This window comes from Pseudomonas sp. LAM2023, assembly GCF_016620375.1.
GTDB lineage: Bacteria > Pseudomonadota > Gammaproteobacteria > Pseudomonadales > Pseudomonadaceae > Aquipseudomonas > Aquipseudomonas anuradhapurensis.
Map to the genome: position 1 here is coordinate 691244 of NZ_JAENHV010000009.1, position 17469 is coordinate 708712.

Sequence of the window (17469 nt, forward strand, 5' to 3'; positions counted from 1 at the left end):
TGTGGGGAATCATCCCCGCGCGCTCACAGATCCTCACCGCGCAGGTCTTCCTCCCGCCGGCTTTGCTGACGAATCAGCAGCGACAGTTCGTGCAGGTTGTCTGCCAGCAGCCCTACCAGGTCGTCCGCAGTGGCGATGCCGACCAGCAGGCCGAAGTCATCCACCACCGGGATGCGCCGGATGTTGGCCCGCCGCATGTTCAGGATGACATCGAACAGGTCTTCATTCTGGTTCGCAGTGATCAATGGTCGTGGCAGCACATCGATCGCCTGCAGGTCCTCCTGGTCCGGTGGGTTGCGCGCAATGATCCGCAAGGCCAGGTCACGATCGGTGATCAGGCCGACGGGCCGGAAGCGCTCGCGGTCGACCGGCTCGGCCAGTACCAGGTCGCCGACGTGATACTGGTTCATCATGCGTGCCGCAGCGTAGATGGAGATGCCGGGTGGTGCAGTGACCACATCCCGGTTGCAATATCTGCCAATGGACATGCTGGTTACCTCTGCTGGATGGAGCGTCCCTGCTCCTGAAAGTGACCGGACCGTCATTTACTTGCTGCTGTTGATCGGGATCACCTTTTCCGGGTGAATCGCCTCGGCACGTTTGGGCAGATGCACCAGCAGCACGCCTTTGGCGAACTGCGCGTTGATCTTCTCGGCGTCGACCTCGGGAGGCAGCTGGAGCACTCGCTCGAAACTGCCGTAATGGCGCTCACTCAGGTGATATTCCTTGCGTTTCTCATCGACCTCCTGATGCTTCTCGCCGCGAATCACCAGGTTGCCATTGACCAGCTTGATCTCGATGTCCTTGTCGTCCACACCCGGCAGTTCGGCACTGATGCGGTACTCCTCGGCCTGCTCGCTGATATCCATCGCCGGCATGCCATGGGTGAACAGGTCACGCCGCCAGAACGGCTCGACATCGAACGGCGTGTGGCTGAACGGCATGCGCAATGGCCGCCGCCCGAAATCCTCGAACAGGCCGTCGATCTGACGGCGCAATTGCTGAAAAGGCCGCCAGAGATCAGCAGGTTCGCTGCTGGGCGGCGCAGCTTTCGCTGGCGTGGCGGCTGGAGTGACAGGTACTTTCTTGGCTGCTTCCGACATGGCGCGCTCCTCGAATAAGTAATGCCTCCCAGGGAGACGCCTTCGATCTTGCGCGGCACGGCAGCCCCTTGCTTGACCTTTGTCAACCTGCGTGAAGCCACTGTCACCTGCCGGTTTGATCCTGGTCAAAGCGTTGCCATGGCCTGGGCATAGGCTGAATCAAGCAAGGTCACCACATACAGTGCGAGGCGACTATGGGCCGGGGCGGCAGTGCAAGCGTCCGCTTACTCGAGGCGGTGCCGGGCTCCGGTACCCAGCAATACCTGCGCCTGGCCCTTTGCAGCCCGCAACGTAGCGAAGCGATGCCAGGCCAGTACTGCCTGCTGAGCAGCCACAACGAATGCTGGCCCTGCAGTTATGTGAGCCTGCCTGGCGCCAGCGGTCGCTTTCTGGTGGCCACCTGCAGCGTGAAACCCGTGGGGCAGGCCGGTGACCTGTTCGGCTATTCCGGGCCGCTTGGCAACGCCTGGCCGCTGCCCCTGCAAAGCGCAAGGCTGCTGGCCATCAGCCGCGCCGAAGGCCTGTTGCCGCTGTTGGCGGTGCTGGATGAAATCCGTTGCTGGCTGCCTTGGGTCCAGGTGAGCTTGTCTCATGCGGGTATCCCTGCCGAACGCCTGCCAGACGCTTGTCCAACCTGGCTTGCGGCGCTGGCGCACGACAGCAGCAGCGGCTGGCTGCAATTGCAGCGAACGCTGGACACCTTTCGGCCGGACACGGTGTATTGTTGCGCGCCACCCCAGGTGGCGCGCCAGGCTGCCCGCCTGTGCTGGCAGACAGGCATTGCCGCGCAGCGCATCTGGTTACGCACGGATCATCTGCCGCGCCCGGCCTGGGGCGGCCCGCAACCCCTGGGCTGGCCTGTGCAACGTTATGACCGGGTGCTGGCGGCACTCAAGTGGGTTCCTCCAGGCGGGTGAGATTACCCAGGCCGTGCAAGTCGATGAGCCTGACTTCGCGCCCGCTGCATTGCAGGAACCCGGCCTGGACAAAACGACCGAACAGTCGGCTGACGGTTTCCAGGGTCAGGTCCAGGTAGTTGGCAATGTCGCCGCGCGACATCGGCAGCTTGAACACATCAGCCCGCAACCCGCGAGCCTGGTAACGCGCCGACATGCCCAGCAGGAAGATCGCCAGCCGCTGCTCGGCACGCCCGTGGCAGCAGCGCAACTGCTCGTCCTTGCCCTGGATGCCCAGGCTGAGCATATGCAACAGCTGATAACGCAGCCCCGGAATCTGGCCGGAGAGATCCATCAGCTGGTCGAGCCTGATGGCACAGACCAGCGAGATCTCCAGCGCCACAGCAAAGCCTCGGTAATGACTGGCGCCGATGGCATCCAGGCCCAGCATTTCACCGGGCAGGATGAAGCCGCCGATCCGCTCGTTGCCATCGGCGTCGAGCAGAAAGTGCTTGATTGCCCCCGAGCGCAGGGCAAATACCTGTTCCATCGGCTCTTCAGCCTTGAACAGGTACTCGCCGCGCTTCAACGGGCGGTTGCGGCGAACGATGCGTTCCAGCTTGTCCACCTCCTCCGCACTCAGGCTGGCGGGCAGACAAAGCCGGCTCAACGAGCATGCAAGGCACTTCACATGGGGCCTCGCCCCCAGATCCATAGGGCCTGACATGATGACGCCTCCGCCTTTTGCGCGCGGCCATATATTCAAACTAGCTGGCGCACTGACTGTTTGCGGGATTAGCGACCAAGGGTCGGCCTGCCCATGGCGGGAATTGATGCAGGTCAAACCCGGCCAATGCACCTGCTGCATGCTCTAGCGTCGCGTACTGCACTACCCCTGCTTGCCTACAGAGCGGCCATGCCAACCAAGAGGGTGCCTATCATGCAAATCCGTAGCCTGGTTGTCGTTGCACCCAGTCAGAATCGCTACAGTGCGGCCATGGAACAGGCGATCGACCTGGCCACGGCCGTCGACGCCACGGTGACGGTGGCCATCCTTGGCTCGGCCGGGTCCGACGGAAAGCGCGTCGACATTCGGGCTCGCCAGAAAAGCCTGGCCACGGACCTGCTCGACAGAGGCGTTCGCATCAATGCCGAAGTCGTTGTGCTCAAGCCTGGGGTGAATGCGCTGGTCAGGCTTGCCAAGGCATGCACCGCCGACCTGCTGATCCTGGACCCGGCGCTGGTGCAGGCAGACGCTGGCGCCGACTTCGTGCTCATGCTGATGCAGCAGGCGCCCTGCCCCGTGCTGTCAGCGCAGGAACAGCCCATTCGCAGTCATGGCAAGTTGTTCGTCGCCGCGCCAGCCAGCTGCGAAGACCTTGACCAGATAGCGCTGAACACGCATGTGGTTGCAGTGGCCAAGGCCATCAGCCAAGCGCGCAAGGCCCGCATGCATCTGTTCACCGTCTACGACCAGGCGGCTTTGCTGCGTCACAGCAAGCACTACAGCCTGGCGGAAATCCCTCGCTACGAAACCCTCGTGGCCGAGGTCAGAGGCTTTGCCGCGCAGCTCGGTATCCCCGCCGTTCATCATCATCTGATCGTCGGCGCCTGTGCCCATACCCTCTGCGCCTATGCCAATCGCTGTGGCTACGACCTGGTAGTGATCGCAAGCCCGCTGAACGCCCGGCAGCGCGAGACGTTGAGCTATCTGATGAACCATTTGCAATGCAGCTTGCTGGTGGTCAGTGCCAACGCCAGCGATGACCGCGTGGCCAACCTTCGCTCCCCAGGCCTGTTCGATTCGCTTGTTTCACCGGCCTGACAGGCGGTGCGCGGGCAATTGACAAGTATCAAGTCAGCGCAAGGCCGAAAGCCGAAACTGAACGTCCCTTGTTCATAACACGCAGAGGACATTGCCATGGCGCCCGCCGAGACTTCCCGTCCACATACCCTGCCTTCGTTTCCGACGCCCGCTGGCGAGCACTGGATCGAAGCCCTGGAAAACGGCACCCACGTACTGATCCGGCCCTTGCAAGCCAAGGACCGGGAACGCGAGAGGGCCTTCATCGAACGCCTGTCGCCCGAGTCGCGGCATTTTCGCTTCCTGTGCCAGCTCAAGGAGCCCAGCGAGGCGATGCTCGACCAACTGATGAAGGTCGACCAGGACCGACAGGCGGCTTTCGTCGCCCTGGCCCATGTCGACGGCGAACTGCAGGAAGTGGGTATTTCCCGCTATGCCGCCTGCACAGACAAGGATGAATGCGAGTGCGCCGTCACCGTACTCGACAGCTGGCAGCACCACGGCCTGGGCCGCCTGCTGCTCAAGCACCTCACCGACCATGCCCGCGCCAAGGGCTTCCGGCAGATGTACTCGATCGACTCCGCCGCCAACCAGGCAATGCGCGATCTGGCCAAGGCGGCAGGATTCACCACGGCCACCGACCCGGATGACCCGAGCCAGGTGATCCACCGGCTGGTCCTGAACTGACCCCAGGGCCGCCGCACCATCATCCCTTGTGGCGCGGCGGCCTGCCTATGGGAGCATGCCCATGAATGGCCCCTCGAAAAAATTGATGGAAAGGCTCTATGGCCAGCAGTATCAGGTCGAAATCGCCGATATCGCGCCACTGCTGCATCAATATGCCGAACCCCTGCCGGACCTGGACACACCGGCCTTCGCGGCACTGTTCGACCGCTACGCTGACGCCCGGGTGGTCCTGCTTGGTGAGGCGAGCCACGGCAGCAGCGAGTTCTATCGCGCCCGTGCAGCGATTACCCGACGGCTGATCGAGCAGCATGGTTTCAAAATCGTGGCCGTCGAGGCCGACTGGCCGGATGCCGGGCATGTCGACCAGTATGTCCGGGGCCTGGCGCATTCAGCATGGAAACGCCATATATTCAGCCGCTTCCCGACCTGGATGTGGCGCAACGGCGAAGTCAAGGCCTTTGCCCAGTGGCTGCATGGGCATAATCGCCTGCTCGCCGATGACCTTCGCGTGGAGTTCCGCGGGCTGGACGTCTACAGCCTGCGTAATTCCATCCATGAGGTGCTGGCCTATCTGGACCGGGTCGACTCAAAACTGGCCCATGAGGCCCGTCGGCGCTACGGTTGCCTGACGCCCTGGCAGGACGACCCGGCGCAATATGGCCACTTTGTCGAGCGGGGCGGCGTCATGCCTTGCGAGCAACCGGTAGTCCAGCAGCTGAATGTCATGCTCGCCGAACAACTCTCCGGGCTGATACGCAATGACGAAGCATTTTTCAATGCCACGCAGAATGCCCGGGTGATCATCGCTGCGGAGCAATACTACCGCGCCATCTATCGGGGGTCGGCCGCCTCCTGGAACCTGCGCGACCGGCACATGTTCGATACCCTGCGTGCGCTGCTGGAACGCCGTGGGCCGCACGCCAAGGCGGTGGTGTGGGCGCACAATTCGCATATCGGCAACGCTGGCGCTACAGAGATGGGCTGGAAAGGCCAGTTCAACATCGGCCAGCTGTGCCGCAACGCCTTTGGACAAGATGCCGTGCTGGTCGGCATGGCCACCGGCCGAGGCCAGGTGGCCGCCGCCGACGATTGGGATGGCGACATGCATATCAAGAATATCCGGCCCCCCCGTGCAGACAGCTGGGAGCACCAGTTCCACCTGGCCGGCATACCGGCCTCCCTCACCGACTGGCGCGACCCGCAGCGCAAGGAGCTGCGTCGGATGTTGTCGACGCCGTTGCTCGAGCGCGCCATCGGTGTCATCTATCGCCCGGAAAGCGAACGGCTCAGCCATTACTTCGACGCCGTGCTGGCCGAGCAATTCGATGCCCTGCTGTGGTTCGAGCAAACACACCCGGTCAGTGCGCTGCCGTTACCGACACGCCAGCACCTGGAGCCGGAGGACGAGACCTATCCGTTCGGTGTGTGAAAGCCTGTGGCCAGGCTTCAGGCGGCTTGCAAGTGCGTGACAAACCAGTCGCCAGCAAGGGCGGCAGCCTTGCCCAGGGTGCCAGGCTCTTCGAACAGATGCGAAGCGCCCGGCACCACTTCAAGGCGATGCGCGCAATGCAAGCTGCGCCCAACCAGGCGGTTCAACTCCAGCACCTGCGCATCGTTACTACCTGCAATGTGCAAAGTCGGCGCTTTCACCCGCGCCAGCACCGGCCCGGCCAGGTCCGTCCTGCCACCCCGGCTGACCACTGCCGCCACCACGCCCGGGCGCTCTGCAGCCGCACACAGCGCTGCCGCGGCACCTGTGCTTGCACCGAACAAACCAACGCGCAAGGTGTGCAGTTGCGGGTCGCGCCCAACCCAGTCGACGACATCGATCAAGCGCTTGGCCAACAGCGGGATGTCAAAGCGCAATTCACCGGTCTGGTTGTCCAGCTGCTGCTCGTCCTGCGTCAGCAGGTCAAACAGCAACGATCCCAGGCCACGTGCCGCGAGCCTGTCGGCGACGTACTGATTGCGTGCACTCAGACGACCGCTACCGCTGCCATGAGCGAAGATCACCAGTGCATGGGCAGCGGTTGGCAAACGCAGGTCAGCAAGCAATTCGACACCTGGCAGCTTCATTGTCTGCGATCGTACTTCAGTCATGTCCTCACTCCTGGGCAGGCCCTTGGACAGCAGCCTGCCTGTCAGCTTGGCGCATCAGCGCGGTGACTTCGGCGTCCGAAACCTGCGGGAAGTCCTGGTACCAGTAACCAACCGAAACCATCCGCTCGGGTACCAATGGGCATACCAGTTCATCCACTTCGCCGTACATCGCCTGCAACGTTTCCGGCGGCGCGACCGGCACCGCCACCACGATCCGCGCAGGTGACTGCGCGCGCACCGCCAGGATGGCCGCCCTCATGGTCGCGCCAGTCGCCAGGCCATCATCGATCAGGATCACCACCTGATCCTTGAGTTGCAGCGGTGGGCGGCTGCCCCGGTAAGCGTGCTCCCGCCGCGCCAGTTCCCGGGTTTCCTCGGCGACCACGGCGTCGAACAGCGCCGGGTCGACGGGGTAAGCCCGCAACACGTCATCGTTGAGGAATGTCACACCGCCCGTGGCAATTGCGCCCATGGCAAGCTCGGGATGAAACGGCATGCCGAGCTTGCGCACCACCAGCAGGTCGAGACGGACCTTGAGCGCACTCGCCACTTCATAAGCCACGGGAACACCCCCACGCGGCAGTGCCAGCACGATCACGTCAGACCTGCCGTCATATCCGGCCAGCGGTTCGACCAGACAACGCCCGGCCTCGCTGCGGTCTGGGAACAGCGTTTGCAGAGCAAGGTCATGTGACATGGAAACCTCCCGCGCCGCCATGGGCGCCCATCGTTTCAGTTTGTGGCTGATGCCGAGTCATGGCGTGGTCGCCTGAGCCTCTTCGGGCAGCAGGTCGAACTGCGCCAGGCAGCGTTGCTCGTCATCGGCAGTCAGCGCCTGCAAGCCGGCCACTTCCTGCAGGGGGGTTCCGAGCAAGGCCAGGCGCAGCACCCCGTTGCGCTGCAAGAACGCCTGCGCCAGGCACGTGCACACCGGTTTGCCGACCAGCGCGGCAAGCTTCTCATCCTCGGGTATGTCCACCTGGGCCTGCAGATTGGCTGCGCAGCTGTCGACGATGCGCGCCGCCGCATTCCCCGCCAACCACAAGGTCCCCCCGCCCAGCAAAACCAGGAGCAACAGCATCGCCAACAGGATGTTCGACTCCCGGGTTACCGAGCGAAGGAAGGCCAGCCTGGCCTGCCAGCCCGTTGCCTGGCCAGCGAATATGGCCTTGCCCACCGTGCGCTTCACGCCCCGCTGCACCGCCCAGCCCAGCGCCACGCTCAACGCCAGCAAGGCCAGCAATACCGCGGGGTCGCGCATCGGCAGGCGCCAGCTCGGGCTGACTGCACGATAGGCGGACGCCGCCACCAGTAGAGCGACGATGGCCACGATCCAACCCAGGCTGCCTCTGGGCCGGTGCATCCAGGCCCGCAGTTTCGCCCTCGCTTGCGTATTCATGCATACCTCCCACACCGGGCTAGCGCACCGGGTCGATGGCAACGGTTTCCTGGTAATCGGGCACACACACCTGCCAACCCAGCTCAAGGCAGATCCGCCGTCGCAATGTGTCGGCGGCATGCGGTTCGCCATGAATGACGTAGGTCTGCCGCGGCGGCCGAGTGAAGCCACGCAACCATTCGATGATCTCGTCGGCATCGGCGTGTGCGGAGAGGGTGTCCATGGCATATACCTGCGCCCGGATGGGCACATCCTCGCCCTGCAGGCGCACGCTGTGGGCACCGGCAACGATATCGGCACCGCGCGTGCCGCCGGCCTGGAAGCCCGAGAACAGGATGCTGTTGCGCGGGTTGGGCGCCAGCGCCTTGAGATGGTGCAATACCCGCCCACCGGTCGCCATGCCACTGGCGGCGATGATCACGGCAGGCTCGCGCAACTGGTCCAGATGCCTGGATTCATCCACCGTACGGACGATATGCGTGCCCTTGCACATCGCGGCGCACTCGGCCAGGGTCAGTCGATGCTCGCTGCGGAACTGCTGATACAGCACAGTGGCGTCGGTGGCCATGGGGCTGTTCAGGTACACCGGAATATCCGGGATCAGCCGGTCGCGCTTGAGCTTGTACAGGTAGTACATGAGCAACTGGGCACGGCCAACGGCAAACGACGGCACCAGGGTGATGCCATGGCGCAGGAGCGTCTGGTTGATGACCTTGGCCAGATACGCCTCGGTCGACTCGGCGGGATGCTTGCGATCACCATAGGTGGATTCCACCAGCAGCACGTCCGCCGTCCTGACCAGCTCCGGCTCGCGCATGATCGGGTCCTGCGGGCGTCCCAGGTCGCCGGAGAACAGCAAGGTCTGCCCGTCGGCATGGATCTGCACGGTGGCCGCGCCGAGGATATGCCCGGCAGTGCGCAACAGCAGCTCCATGCCCTCGGCAATCACCATTGGGTGGTGCAGTTCGACCGGGCGAAACAGTGCCAGGGCGCGTTTCGCATCCTCCTCGGTGTACAGCGGGCGTGCCGGGGTATGCTTGGAGTAGCCGTGGCGATTGGCGTGTTCGGCCTGCTCTTCCTGCAAGCGGGCGCTGTCGAGCAGGAGGATTTCCGCCAGGGCACAGGTCGCCGGGGTGGCATAGATCGGCCCGCTGTAGCCTTCGCGCGCCAGTACTGGCAGGTAGCCGCTGTGGTCGAGGTGGGCATGGGTCAGCACCACCGCATCGAGCGCCCGCAAGGCCGGAGGCAGCGGCTCCCAGTTGCGCAGGCGCAGCTGCTTGTAGCCCTGGAACAGCCCGCAGTCGACCAGTATCCGGGTACTGTCACGGGTCAACAGGAACTTGCTGCCGGTCACGGTGCCGGTGCCACCCAGAAAAGTCAGTTGCATGGCGAGGGCTCCCAGGTTTCGGCCACCTCAGGATGAACCGCAAGCACGCTGCACGGCGGACGGCCGACGATGCGTTCGGTGGTGTCACCCAGCAGTTTGTCCAGCCCCTTCGGCTGCACCACCCCCATCACCAGCGCATCGATATCGAGGGCGGCCACCTGTTCACGGATGACCTGCACCGGGCCACCTTCGATGAAGTGCCGGCGGTCCGCTGCGACCCCTTCGGCATCGGCCAGCTCCGCGAACGGTTGCTGCAGCGCCTCGCGCATTTCGTCGATCCAGGCCTGGGTGACATTCATGTCCGAAGCGAATACCCCGGCCAGGTTATACGCCGACAGCAGGTGCAATTGCGCGTCGCACTGCAAGGCCAGGGCCTGGGCTGCACGGATCAGCCCCCGGTTGAAAAGTTCCTGGATGGCCGGCGTCTCGCTGAACGCGGTGTCCACGGCTACCAGGATACGTTGCGGCAACGACACCGCCGCCGCCGGCACGAACTGGGTGACGCCCTTGCAACCGCGCATCAACGCACAGTCCAGCGGGGTGCTGAACAAACGGACCAGGGTCGCTGCAGCCTCGCTGTCCTTGATGACCATGTCGGGCTGCAGTTCGTTGATGTAATCGATGGCCTGGCTGCGAATGTCGTCGGCCTGCAGGCTATCGACGGTCAGCGCGACGCCACTGTTGCGGTGCCGCTCGACCAGGGCCGTCAGACGCTCGCGATAGGCTTCGTACTGGCGCTTGATGTCAGCCTCGTTCAGCCGCTCTTCGCGCAGCAAATGTTCCTCGCTCGGCTCGAACAAGCCCAGCACGTGCACGCTGGCGCCGCTGACATGCGCCAGGGCCAGGCCCCTGCGCAACGCCGCGGAATGCGGATCGACCTCGGTGAGCAGCACCAGCAGTTGTCGATATTGACCCATGGCGAACCTCCGGGCTTGCGCGGCTGGGGGGTGATGCAGGAAATCTTCCGGCCACCGGCCTGATGCCGCTTGATGCAGATCAGAAAACCACCACCCGGCCGGAACTTGACGATTGTCAGAACCGCACCGGCGCCTGGCGTTACAACAGCAACACCAGGCAAACATCAGCCAACCGGGAGGCGACATGAACGGGCAGCCAACTGAACAGCCCCAGGCGTGCGAGCACTGGGTCGAAAAGCTCGCGGACGGTACGCCAGTGCTGATCCGCCCACTGCGCGAGGAAGACCACGAAAGGGATAAGCGCTTTCTCAGCACCATCGCCTATGAAACCCGTCGGTTCCGCTTCATCGCCGGGTTGAGCGGCGGCCTGCCGAGCCTGGACCCGCTGCGGATGCCGGTTGATTACCACCAGCGCATGGCCTACATCGCACTGGCGCATGTCGAGGGCAAACTGGTCCAGGTCGGTGTCAGCCGCTATGCCGGCATACCTGGCAGCCAACAGTGCGAATGTGCGGTCGCGGTCGATGAAGCCTGGCAGCGCAAAGGCCTCGGCAGGCGCCTGATGACACACCTGATCGACGCGGCGCGCAGCAATGGTTACCAGTGCATGGTGTCCAGGGACCTGGCGAACAACTATGCCATGCACCGGCTGACCAAGGCGCTGGGCTTCAGCTCACGCTACCTGGGTGGCGACGTCAGCGAGATCCTCCACGAGCTTGACCTGCGCAGTTGAAAACAAGGCCCTTGCGGGCCTTGGTGCTACCCCTGGGAACGCTCCGGCGATATCACCAGCACGCTGCTGGACAGCCGGTGCAGAACCCGCTCGGCAGTACTGCCGATGAACCAGCCGATACCATGGTGGTGGTAACTGCCCATGACCAGCACATCGATGTCATTGTTGTCCATGAACACGGCCAGGGCCTTGGCCGGGTCACCTATGCGCATATGCCGGTGTTCGGCGGCGATCCCGTTGCGTTCGGCAAGCGCCTGGAACGCATCGCTCTGTACTTCGTGCAGGGTCTGGGCAAGGTTCGATTCGAACAGGAAGGAATGCTCGCGGCTACCGCCGGCGTCCACGTACATGGCGCCCAGGTCGTAGACATACAACAATTCGACCTGCGCATTGCACTGCAAGGCCAGCTTCAACGCTTCGCCGATGATCTGGTCATTGAAGCCTTCAAACTGGTCTTCCGGCCTGGACAGGTCAACCGCTGCAAGGATCTTGCGCGGCAGCGCATTGCTGGCCTTGTGCACCAGGTGCAGCGGGATGCGGGTTTCGCGCAGCAGCTGGATATCCAGCGAAGTGAACATGGCGCGCATCCACCAGGGCTCATGTTCGAATGCCTTGATCAACATGGCAAAGGGTTGTTCGCGCAAATGCACGAGTATTTCCTTCAACGGGTGCTGTACCCACACCACTTCCGTGGTGACCGTGACCCCGTTGCGACGCATCGGTAGCGCCTGTGTCTCCAGCCACTCACGGTGTTGCTGGACATAGCCCTCGCGCATCACAGCCAGTGCCTGGTCGTTGACCAGGCCTGCCGTGGCCAGCCCTTCCAGGTAGTCGAAAGCGACGATGTGCAGCGCCATCCCCTTGGCCTTGGCCAGCGCTGCGGCACGGTCATAGACCGGGGTCCGGCGCATCAGCGGGGAGGCAATCAGCAGCAGTCTTTGCGGGGTTTCCATGGCACACCTCTGCGGTTGCGGTACATACCTGGAGCATCTGCCAGGCACAGCCGGCAGACTTGATGTTTATCAACCAGAACCCACTGCAGACCAGCGGTACGGTCGATCGCTCGATAATTTGACGGCGATCAATACTTGGCGGCTTCATCGGCGCACGCTAACTCCATACCGACCTGGGCCAAGCGCCCCGCTGTCGGCAGGGATGCCTTCGTTTTGCATTGGTCAGCAGTCGTCTTGCTCATGCGTACTCAGGAGGCTCCATGAACGTTTACGTCGAGAACAGCACCGAACAGAACCGCTGGTGGGTCCGCCTGGACGACTGCCGGATCAGTTTCAGGACAGCAGCCGAAGCCGAACAGTTCGTCGAGCGGCTCACCTCGCGCCTCAATGCGCCCCACTCTCTCGACATGCTCGCCGGCTGGTCGCCCCGCGCCGCACTGGCAGAGGCGCACAGTGCCCCTCGCAATACAGCGCAACACACCGATAGTCGACGCGCGCAGAGGGCCTGAGCATGTCCGGCCAACTGAAAGTCACGCTGCTCGACCCACCTGTTGCGCGGCATGCGGCAAACCCTATCCACCTGAATCCGCTGGTGTCCCTGTGCAAGGACTGCCGTGTCAGCGGCCTGTGCCTGCCCACCGGCCTGCCCGTTCTCGACCACAGCTGCCTGGGCGCATTGATAGGCCCACGCATGCGCGTTCGCAAAGGCGCAGCGTTGTTCAATGCCAACGACCCACTGACCATGCTCTATGCGGTGCGCTGCGGCAGTTTCAAGACCAGCCTGAACAGCGTCGAAGGCCAGGGCGTGGTGATCAACTTCTGGATGCCGGGTGACGTGCTCGGCCTCGATGCGATTGCCACCGAGCACCATGTCTGTGACGCCATTGCCCTGGAAGACAGCGAAGTCTGCCCGGTGCCCTATCGCCGCCTGCAAACCCTGGCGCGAGAGTTTCCGGTGCTGCAGCAAAGCCTGAACCGCTTGATGAGCCGGGAGATCGTGCGTGAGCACCAGCGCGTGCTGATGCTGTGCAACCTCACCGCCGAACAGCGGCTGGCGAGCTTCCTGGTCGGGCTGTCGCAGCGCTTTGTCAGCCGTGGCTACTCGGCCCATGGCTTCATGTTGCGCATGTCCCGCGAGGACATGGCCTCGTACCTTGGCCTGCGCCTGGAAACCGTCTGCCGTTCGGTTGCCCGCCTGCGCGCGCTGGGCATCGTCAACCTGCATGGACGGCTGGTGGAAATTCTCGACCCGGCGGCGCTGATGGCCCTGGAGCAAGGCGGCGCTGATGCCGCGCACAAGGACGCCACGAAGGCGCCATGCTCGACACCCTGACTGTCAGCCACGGCGCCGTAGCGCTGGGCATCGGCATGCTGGTCGGGCTAGAACGCGAACGCAAGAAAGGCCGCAACGAAGACCACGCTGCCGCCGGGCTGCGAACCTTCGCCATCACCGCCCTGCTGGGCTATGTCAGCATGCTGCTGGCCGGGGCGATGCTGGTCGGGGTGGCGAGCCTGGGCCTGGTGCTGATGCTGTGCATGCACTACCGCAAACATGCCGACAAGGACCCGGAGGTCACCAGCGAGATCGCCCTGCTGCTGGTGCTGACCCTGGGCGCGCTCAGCCTCGAGCAGCCTGAACTGGCCACCGCAGCCGGCGTGGTGCTGACCGTGCTGCTGGCCCTGCAGCGGGAACTTCATCATTTTGTGCTGCAGCAACTGAGCGAACAGGAACTGCGCGACGGCCTGATGTTGCTGACGGTGGCGCTGGTGGTGCTGCCGTTGACACCCGACCGGTTCCTGGGGCCATACCACGTGCTCAACCCGCGCACCATCTGCACGCTGGTGGTGCTGCTGATGACGGTCGGTGCCGTGGGCCATGTCGCCATGCGCCTGATGGGGCCTCGCTACGGCTTGCCCTTGAGCGCAATCGCTTCGGGCTTTGCCTCGGGCTCGGCGACCATTGCCCTGCTGGCACACGAAGCCCGGCGCCAGGAAGTTGCCGTGCGCGCCCTGGCGGCGGCGGCCGTGCTGTCCAACCTCGCCAGCATTACCCAGTTCGCCCTGGTGCTGTTCATCATCGACCCTCAGCTGGTGCGCCCGTTCGCCACCTCCATCGGGCTCGGTGCATTGGTTACCGTGGTGTATGGCGTACTGCTGCTGGCCCCCTGGCGTGCCGCGCCAGGCGGGGCCGCGGCGCATCAGGGCGACGGTGCCTTCAGCCTCTGGACCGCGCTGATCATTACCGTCGCCCTGACCGGCGTTGTCCTGTTCTCGGCGTTTCTGCTGGATCATCTCGGCCAAGGCGGCGTCAGCATCGCGGCGTTCGTCAGTGGCTTGGGGGATGCCCATGCGGCCATTGCGTCGGTGGCCTCGCTGGTGGTGGCCGGGCGGCTGGAGATGGCCGATCTGGTGGTGCCGGGCATGATGGCCCTGACCGGGAACACCTTGACTAAATGCGTTTTGGCGCTCAGCAATGGCGGCTTGCGCTTTGCCCGTTATCTGCTTCCGGCCCAGGCGATCATACTTGGCGCGATGTGGCTAGGTTCTGTGTGAAAAGTCTTGAGACGAAGGTCAGGCAAGGCGAAAACAGCCGAGGAAGCGGAGTTTACGAGTTGTAAATGAGCATTCCGAGGCTGTTTTCAACGCAGCATCACCGAGTATCAAGGCTTTTCACACAGAGACTAGGGCTGTTCATGCGCTGACAGCCGCAGCTTGCCGACCCACTGCCGGTCACACATCCAGCCCGCCTCTGAGCAAGGCGCTGAGCACCGATGCCACATCCCCGCCCTGGGTATCGAGCAGGCACACGGGCGCGCCGTCGAGTAGCGCCTGCGACAACACCAGCCCCTCGCCGGCCAGGGCCAGCGGGCAGGCGATCTCCATCTGCAGCCAGCGCAGGCGCTTGGCCAGTGCGGCATTCAGCGGCCCTTGCATCGCCACCACGAGCGCCGCCGGTTGCACCGCCGCACACACCAGTGCCACCTCCTCCAGTGGCAGAGGCCCACCCAGGACCTCGATGCGTTGCTGCTCGCCACTGAGCAGCAGTGCAGTACCCAGCAGTGCCAGCTCCGCCTGTTCGTCGCCTGCCACCAGCAGCACCCGTGGGGCAGCGGCCTGATTCAGCTGCAGGCGCAGCAGCAGCCGGGCGCGCAGGAAAAAATCGACAAACAACCATTGGCTGCGGGCCCCTGGCGCGTTGCTGCTGCGCAGTTGCTGCCACACCGGCAGCAACACCTGGCTGAGCACGGCCGTTTTCGGCAACAGGGTGAACAGCTGCCCGTGCAGCGCTTCCAGCGCCTGTACATCGTAAGCCGCAGCGGCCCGCGCCAGCGCCGCGCGCCAATCGGCGAACTGCTCGTCGCCCTGCCGGCACTCGACAGGCTGCCGTTCGAGCAACGCGCCCACCTTGCTGATCGGCAGGCCATTGGCGGTCCAGCGCAGGATATCGCGGATCCGTTGTACATCGCCGGGCGTGTACAGGCGATGGCCGCCTTCGGTGCGATGCGGCTGGATCAGCCCATGGCGGCGCTCCCAGGCACGTAGGGTAACCGGGTTGATGCCTGTCAGGCTGACCACGTCACGCATGGGCAGCAAATCGGTGGAGGTCGTTTCAGTCATACCGGGGTTCGTCCGCAAGGTGCGCCCATTCTAGCCTCATCCTCCCCTTCTGCGGCGAGCCAGTATGGGCCATCATGTGGAAAACGCGCCGCCTGCCCCGACGGGCCAGGCGACGCATAGGCAAAACATACTCCCGGGTGGGCTTGAATGATCAACGCAAAGCTCCTGCAACTGATGGTCGACAACTCCAACGACGGTATCGTCGTCGCCGAACAGGAAGGCAACGACAGCATTCTTATCTACGTCAACCCTGCGTTCGAACGGCTGACCGGCTATCGCAGCGACGACATCCTGTACCAGGATTGTCGCTTCCTGCAGGGCGCTGACCACGATCAGCTGGCCCTGGAACGCATTCGCCAAGCGATCCGTGAGGGCCGCCCGTGCTGCCAGGTGCTACGCAACTATCGCAAGGACGGCAGCCTGTTCTGGAACGAGCTGTCCATCACGCCGGTGCACAACGACGCCGATGAGCTGACCTACTACATCGGCATCCAGCGCGATGTGACGGCGCAGGTGCACGCCGAACAGCGGGTGCGTGAGCTGGAGGCGGAAGTCGCGGCGTTGCGCCAGCAGCTCGCCGTACAGAAATCCTGAACAAATAATTGTACAAGACCGTTGCGCTTGTACAATTTTAGCCATAGGCTTCAGTCATACCTGTACAAATCAGGTGATTTGTATAGCTTTAACTGGAGCTGCACATGTCCGTCTACCTTCAGCGGTTCGCCGAGCGTTTCGCCTGCCTTCAGCGCGACAACCTGCACCTCCTCGGCGAGTTATATGACGATTCGGTCACCTTCCGCGATCCCCTGCACCATATCGAGGGGCTCGATGCGTTACGCGCCTATTTCGGCCAGTTGTATGCCAATGCGGGCGATATCAGCTACAGCTTCGCCGGCTACGACGAGGTGCGGCCAGGCCAGGGCTACCTGCGCTGGCGCTTGCGCTTCTGCCACCCGCGGCTGAAAGGCGGCGAGCCCGTCAGCCTGCAAGGTTGCAGCTTCCTGCAATGGCGCGAACGGGTGTTCAGCCACCAGGACTACTTCGACGCCGGCGCGCTGCTGTATGAACACGTTCCGCTCCTCGGCGGCGCGGTTCGCTGGCTGAAAGGGCGGCTGGCATGAGCCGGTGCTGGCTGACCGGCGCAAGCAGCGGTATCGGCGCCGCGCTTGCCGAGCAACTGCTCGAACAAGGCCACCAGGTCGCCGTGGGCGGGCGCCATGCCGAACGCCTGGCGCCGTTGGCGCAACGCTTCCCCGGCCAGGTACTGCTGGCTGTCGGCGATCTTGACGACTCGCACCAGGTGGAGCAGATCGCCGCCCGGATCAACCAGGCCTGGGGCGGCCTCGACATCGCGATTTTCAATGCCGGCACCTGCGAATACCTGGAGCCCGGGCATTTCGACCCGGCCCTGATCGAGCGGGTGCTGCGCACCAACCTGCTGGCGACCAGCCAATGCCTGGCGGCCGCCCTACCCTTGCTGCGCGCCGGCAGCCACCCCCATCTGGTGGTGATGGGCAGCTCGGTGACCTGGCTGGCCCTGCCCCGAGCCGGCGCCTACGGTGCGTCCAAGGCGGCCTTGCGCTACCTGGTGGAATCACTGCGCATCGACCTGTTCAGCGAAGGCATCGACGTCACCCTGGTCAGCCCAGGGTTCGTCGACACACCGCTGACCCGACGCAACGATTTCCCGATGCCGCAAATGTGGACAGCCGCCCGCGCGGCACGCTTCATCGTCAGCCGCCTGCCCCGGCGGCCGCTGGAGATCAGTTTCCCGCGCGGCTTCATCCTGCTGCTGAGGTTGCTCGGCAGTTTGCCGGCGCGCCTGCGCCTGGCCATCGGCCTGCGCCTGGCCCGCAGGCAGGAAGGGTGAAG

21 protein-coding genes are annotated in these 17469 nt (G+C 64.0%); 11 read left to right on the top strand and 10 right to left on the bottom strand.

The window, feature by feature from the left end; all coding sequences use genetic code 11:
• Window positions 1–23: 23 nt before the first annotated feature.
• Window positions 24–488, bottom strand: a complete 465-nt coding sequence (locus JKP78_RS03170; protein ID WP_186674390.1) for a CBS domain-containing protein — start codon at window positions 486–488, stop codon at window positions 24–26.
• 57 nt (window positions 489–545) lie between these two features.
• On the bottom strand, window positions 546–1103 hold the full coding sequence (locus JKP78_RS03175; RefSeq protein ID WP_186674391.1) for an Hsp20/alpha crystallin family protein: 558 nt from the start codon (window positions 1101–1103) through the stop codon (window positions 546–548).
• Between the two features lie 194 nt (window positions 1104–1297).
• Here JKP78_RS03175 and JKP78_RS03180 point away from each other — a divergent pair, with 194 nt between their 5' ends.
• Complete coding sequence (locus JKP78_RS03180) at window positions 1298–2020, top strand: hypothetical protein (RefSeq protein WP_186684840.1); 723 nt, start codon at window positions 1298–1300, stop codon at window positions 2018–2020.
• Here the strand turns inward: JKP78_RS03180 and JKP78_RS03185 are convergent.
• Complete coding sequence (locus JKP78_RS03185) at window positions 1995–2726, bottom strand: helix-turn-helix domain-containing protein (protein WP_170029619.1); 732 nt, start codon at window positions 2724–2726, stop codon at window positions 1995–1997. The genes JKP78_RS03180 and JKP78_RS03185 overlap by 26 nt on opposite strands.
• Before the next feature lie 213 nt (window positions 2727–2939).
• Here JKP78_RS03185 and JKP78_RS03190 point away from each other — a divergent pair, with 213 nt between their 5' ends.
• The 3 genes from JKP78_RS03190 (at window position 2940) to JKP78_RS03200 (ending at window position 5919) form a co-directional block, all read left to right on the top strand.
• Window positions 2940–3824, top strand: a complete 885-nt coding sequence (locus tag JKP78_RS03190) for a universal stress protein (protein ID WP_200626046.1) — start codon at window positions 2940–2942, stop codon at window positions 3822–3824.
• A gap of 96 nt (window positions 3825–3920) precedes the next feature.
• Window positions 3921–4490: a GNAT family N-acetyltransferase gene (locus JKP78_RS03195; protein ID WP_200626047.1), complete on the top strand. Its 570-nt coding sequence runs from the start codon at window positions 3921–3923 to the stop codon at window positions 4488–4490.
• A gap of 61 nt (window positions 4491–4551) precedes the next feature.
• Complete coding sequence (locus JKP78_RS03200) at window positions 4552–5919, top strand: erythromycin esterase family protein (protein ID WP_200626048.1); 1368 nt, start codon at window positions 4552–4554, stop codon at window positions 5917–5919.
• A 17-nt stretch (window positions 5920–5936) separates the two neighbouring features.
• Here the strand turns inward: JKP78_RS03200 and JKP78_RS03205 are convergent, their stop codons facing one another.
• From JKP78_RS03205 to JKP78_RS03225, 5 genes are read right to left on the bottom strand one after another with little or no spacing between them, the layout of a single operon-like run.
• The gene (locus JKP78_RS03205; protein ID WP_170029615.1) at window positions 5937–6590 is read right to left on the bottom strand and encodes a dienelactone hydrolase family protein; all 654 of its coding nucleotides are present in this window, start codon (window positions 6588–6590) and stop codon (window positions 5937–5939) included.
• Between the two features lie 4 nt (window positions 6591–6594).
• Window positions 6595–7287 carry a phosphoribosyltransferase gene (locus tag JKP78_RS03210; protein ID WP_186684832.1) on the bottom strand — a complete coding sequence of 231 codons (693 nt, stop codon included), beginning with the start codon at window positions 7285–7287 and terminating at the stop codon, window positions 6595–6597.
• Window positions 7288–7344: 57 nt separating this feature from the next.
• Window positions 7345–7953, bottom strand: a complete 609-nt coding sequence (locus JKP78_RS03215; protein ID WP_186674486.1) for a hypothetical protein — start codon at window positions 7951–7953, stop codon at window positions 7345–7347.
• Window positions 7954–8008: 55 nt separating this feature from the next.
• A complete protein-coding gene (locus JKP78_RS03220; RefSeq protein ID WP_170029613.1) occupies window positions 8009–9376 on the bottom strand; it encodes an MBL fold metallo-hydrolase RNA specificity domain-containing protein in 1368 nt (455 codons plus the stop codon).
• Window positions 9367–10293 (bottom strand): universal stress protein, encoded by a 927-nt coding sequence (locus JKP78_RS03225; protein ID WP_170029612.1) that lies wholly within the window; start codon window positions 10291–10293, stop codon window positions 9367–9369. Before JKP78_RS03225 ends, JKP78_RS03220 begins: the two co-directional genes overlap by 10 nt.
• A 184-nt stretch (window positions 10294–10477) precedes the next feature.
• Between JKP78_RS03225 and JKP78_RS03230 the strand changes: the two genes are divergently transcribed.
• The gene (locus tag JKP78_RS03230; protein ID WP_170029611.1) at window positions 10478–11026 is read left to right on the top strand and encodes a GNAT family N-acetyltransferase; all 549 of its coding nucleotides are present in this window, start codon (window positions 10478–10480) and stop codon (window positions 11024–11026) included.
• A 26-nt stretch (window positions 11027–11052) separates the two neighbouring features.
• On the opposite strand, the gene JKP78_RS03235 is transcribed toward JKP78_RS03230, so the two are convergent.
• On the bottom strand, window positions 11053–11979 hold the full coding sequence (locus tag JKP78_RS03235; RefSeq protein WP_170029610.1) for a universal stress protein: 927 nt from the start codon (window positions 11977–11979) through the stop codon (window positions 11053–11055).
• A 260-nt stretch (window positions 11980–12239) separates the two neighbouring features.
• Here JKP78_RS03235 and JKP78_RS03240 point away from each other — a divergent pair, with 260 nt between their 5' ends.
• The 3 genes from JKP78_RS03240 to JKP78_RS03250 are packed head-to-tail and all read left to right on the top strand — an operon-like array spanning window position 12240 to window position 14532.
• Entirely contained in the window at window positions 12240–12488 is a 249-nt protein-coding gene (locus tag JKP78_RS03240; RefSeq protein WP_186685079.1) for a hypothetical protein, read from the top strand.
• Between the two features lie 2 nt (window positions 12489–12490).
• The gene (locus tag JKP78_RS03245) at window positions 12491–13312 is read left to right on the top strand and encodes a helix-turn-helix domain-containing protein (protein ID WP_200626049.1); all 822 of its coding nucleotides are present in this window, start codon (window positions 12491–12493) and stop codon (window positions 13310–13312) included.
• Window positions 13297–14532 (top strand): MgtC/SapB family protein, encoded by a 1236-nt coding sequence (locus JKP78_RS03250; RefSeq protein ID WP_186684826.1) that lies wholly within the window; start codon window positions 13297–13299, stop codon window positions 14530–14532. Before JKP78_RS03245 ends, JKP78_RS03250 begins: the two co-directional genes overlap by 16 nt.
• 177 nt (window positions 14533–14709) lie before the next feature.
• Here JKP78_RS03250 and JKP78_RS03255 read toward each other — a convergent pair whose 3' ends face one another.
• Complete coding sequence (locus JKP78_RS03255; RefSeq protein WP_186684825.1) at window positions 14710–15597, bottom strand: MerR family transcriptional regulator; 888 nt, start codon at window positions 15595–15597, stop codon at window positions 14710–14712.
• Between the two features lie 147 nt (window positions 15598–15744).
• Here JKP78_RS03255 and JKP78_RS03260 point away from each other — a divergent pair, with 147 nt between their 5' ends.
• From JKP78_RS03260 to JKP78_RS03270, 3 genes are all read left to right on the top strand, one after another.
• On the top strand, window positions 15745–16191 hold the full coding sequence (locus JKP78_RS03260; protein ID WP_186684824.1) for a PAS domain S-box protein: 447 nt from the start codon (window positions 15745–15747) through the stop codon (window positions 16189–16191).
• A 104-nt stretch (window positions 16192–16295) separates the two neighbouring features.
• The gene (locus tag JKP78_RS03265; protein ID WP_186684823.1) at window positions 16296–16718 is read left to right on the top strand and encodes a nuclear transport factor 2 family protein; all 423 of its coding nucleotides are present in this window, start codon (window positions 16296–16298) and stop codon (window positions 16716–16718) included.
• On the top strand, window positions 16715–17467 hold the full coding sequence (locus JKP78_RS03270) for an SDR family NAD(P)-dependent oxidoreductase (RefSeq protein ID WP_200626050.1): 753 nt from the start codon (window positions 16715–16717) through the stop codon (window positions 17465–17467). Before JKP78_RS03265 ends, JKP78_RS03270 begins: the two co-directional genes overlap by 4 nt.
• Window positions 17468–17469 lie beyond the last annotated feature (2 nt).

Bases quoted from the DNA above. Each gene is read 5' to 3' on its own strand.
- JKP78_RS03185 (WP_170029619.1), bottom strand. From the start codon at position 2,726: ATGTCAGGCCCTATGGATCTGGGGGCGAGGCCCCATGTGAAGTGCCTT.
- JKP78_RS03170 (WP_186674390.1), bottom strand. From the start codon at position 488: ATGTCCATTGGCAGATATTGCAACCGGGATGTGGTCACTGCACCACCC.
- JKP78_RS03180 (WP_186684840.1), top strand. From the start codon at position 1,298: ATGGGCCGGGGCGGCAGTGCAAGCGTCCGCTTACTCGAGGCGGTGCCG.
- JKP78_RS03220 (WP_170029613.1), bottom strand. From the start codon at position 9,376: ATGCAACTGACTTTTCTGGGTGGCACCGGCACCGTGACCGGCAGCAAG.
- JKP78_RS03245 (WP_200626049.1), top strand. From the start codon at position 12,491: ATGTCCGGCCAACTGAAAGTCACGCTGCTCGACCCACCTGTTGCGCGG.
- JKP78_RS03190 (WP_200626046.1), top strand. From the start codon at position 2,940: ATGCAAATCCGTAGCCTGGTTGTCGTTGCACCCAGTCAGAATCGCTAC.
- JKP78_RS03230 (WP_170029611.1), top strand. From the start codon at position 10,478: ATGAACGGGCAGCCAACTGAACAGCCCCAGGCGTGCGAGCACTGGGTC.
- JKP78_RS03255 (WP_186684825.1), bottom strand. From the start codon at position 15,597: ATGACTGAAACGACCTCCACCGATTTGCTGCCCATGCGTGACGTGGTC.
- JKP78_RS03210 (WP_186684832.1), bottom strand. From the start codon at position 7,287: ATGTCACATGACCTTGCTCTGCAAACGCTGTTCCCAGACCGCAGCGAG.
- JKP78_RS03215 (WP_186674486.1), bottom strand. From the start codon at position 7,953: ATGCACCGGCCCAGAGGCAGCCTGGGTTGGATCGTGGCCATCGTCGCT.
- JKP78_RS03175 (WP_186674391.1), bottom strand. From the start codon at position 1,103: ATGTCGGAAGCAGCCAAGAAAGTACCTGTCACTCCAGCCGCCACGCCA.
- JKP78_RS03260 (WP_186684824.1), top strand. From the start codon at position 15,745: ATGATCAACGCAAAGCTCCTGCAACTGATGGTCGACAACTCCAACGAC.
- JKP78_RS03265 (WP_186684823.1), top strand. From the start codon at position 16,296: ATGTCCGTCTACCTTCAGCGGTTCGCCGAGCGTTTCGCCTGCCTTCAG.
- JKP78_RS03225 (WP_170029612.1), bottom strand. From the start codon at position 10,293: ATGGGTCAATATCGACAACTGCTGGTGCTGCTCACCGAGGTCGATCCG.
- JKP78_RS03250 (WP_186684826.1), top strand. From the start codon at position 13,297: ATGCTCGACACCCTGACTGTCAGCCACGGCGCCGTAGCGCTGGGCATC.
- JKP78_RS03270 (WP_200626050.1), top strand. From the start codon at position 16,715: ATGAGCCGGTGCTGGCTGACCGGCGCAAGCAGCGGTATCGGCGCCGCG.
- JKP78_RS03240 (WP_186685079.1), top strand. From the start codon at position 12,240: ATGAACGTTTACGTCGAGAACAGCACCGAACAGAACCGCTGGTGGGTC.
- JKP78_RS03235 (WP_170029610.1), bottom strand. From the start codon at position 11,979: ATGGAAACCCCGCAAAGACTGCTGCTGATTGCCTCCCCGCTGATGCGC.
- JKP78_RS03200 (WP_200626048.1), top strand. From the start codon at position 4,552: ATGAATGGCCCCTCGAAAAAATTGATGGAAAGGCTCTATGGCCAGCAG.
- JKP78_RS03205 (WP_170029615.1), bottom strand. From the start codon at position 6,590: ATGACTGAAGTACGATCGCAGACAATGAAGCTGCCAGGTGTCGAATTG.
- JKP78_RS03195 (WP_200626047.1), top strand. From the start codon at position 3,921: ATGGCGCCCGCCGAGACTTCCCGTCCACATACCCTGCCTTCGTTTCCG.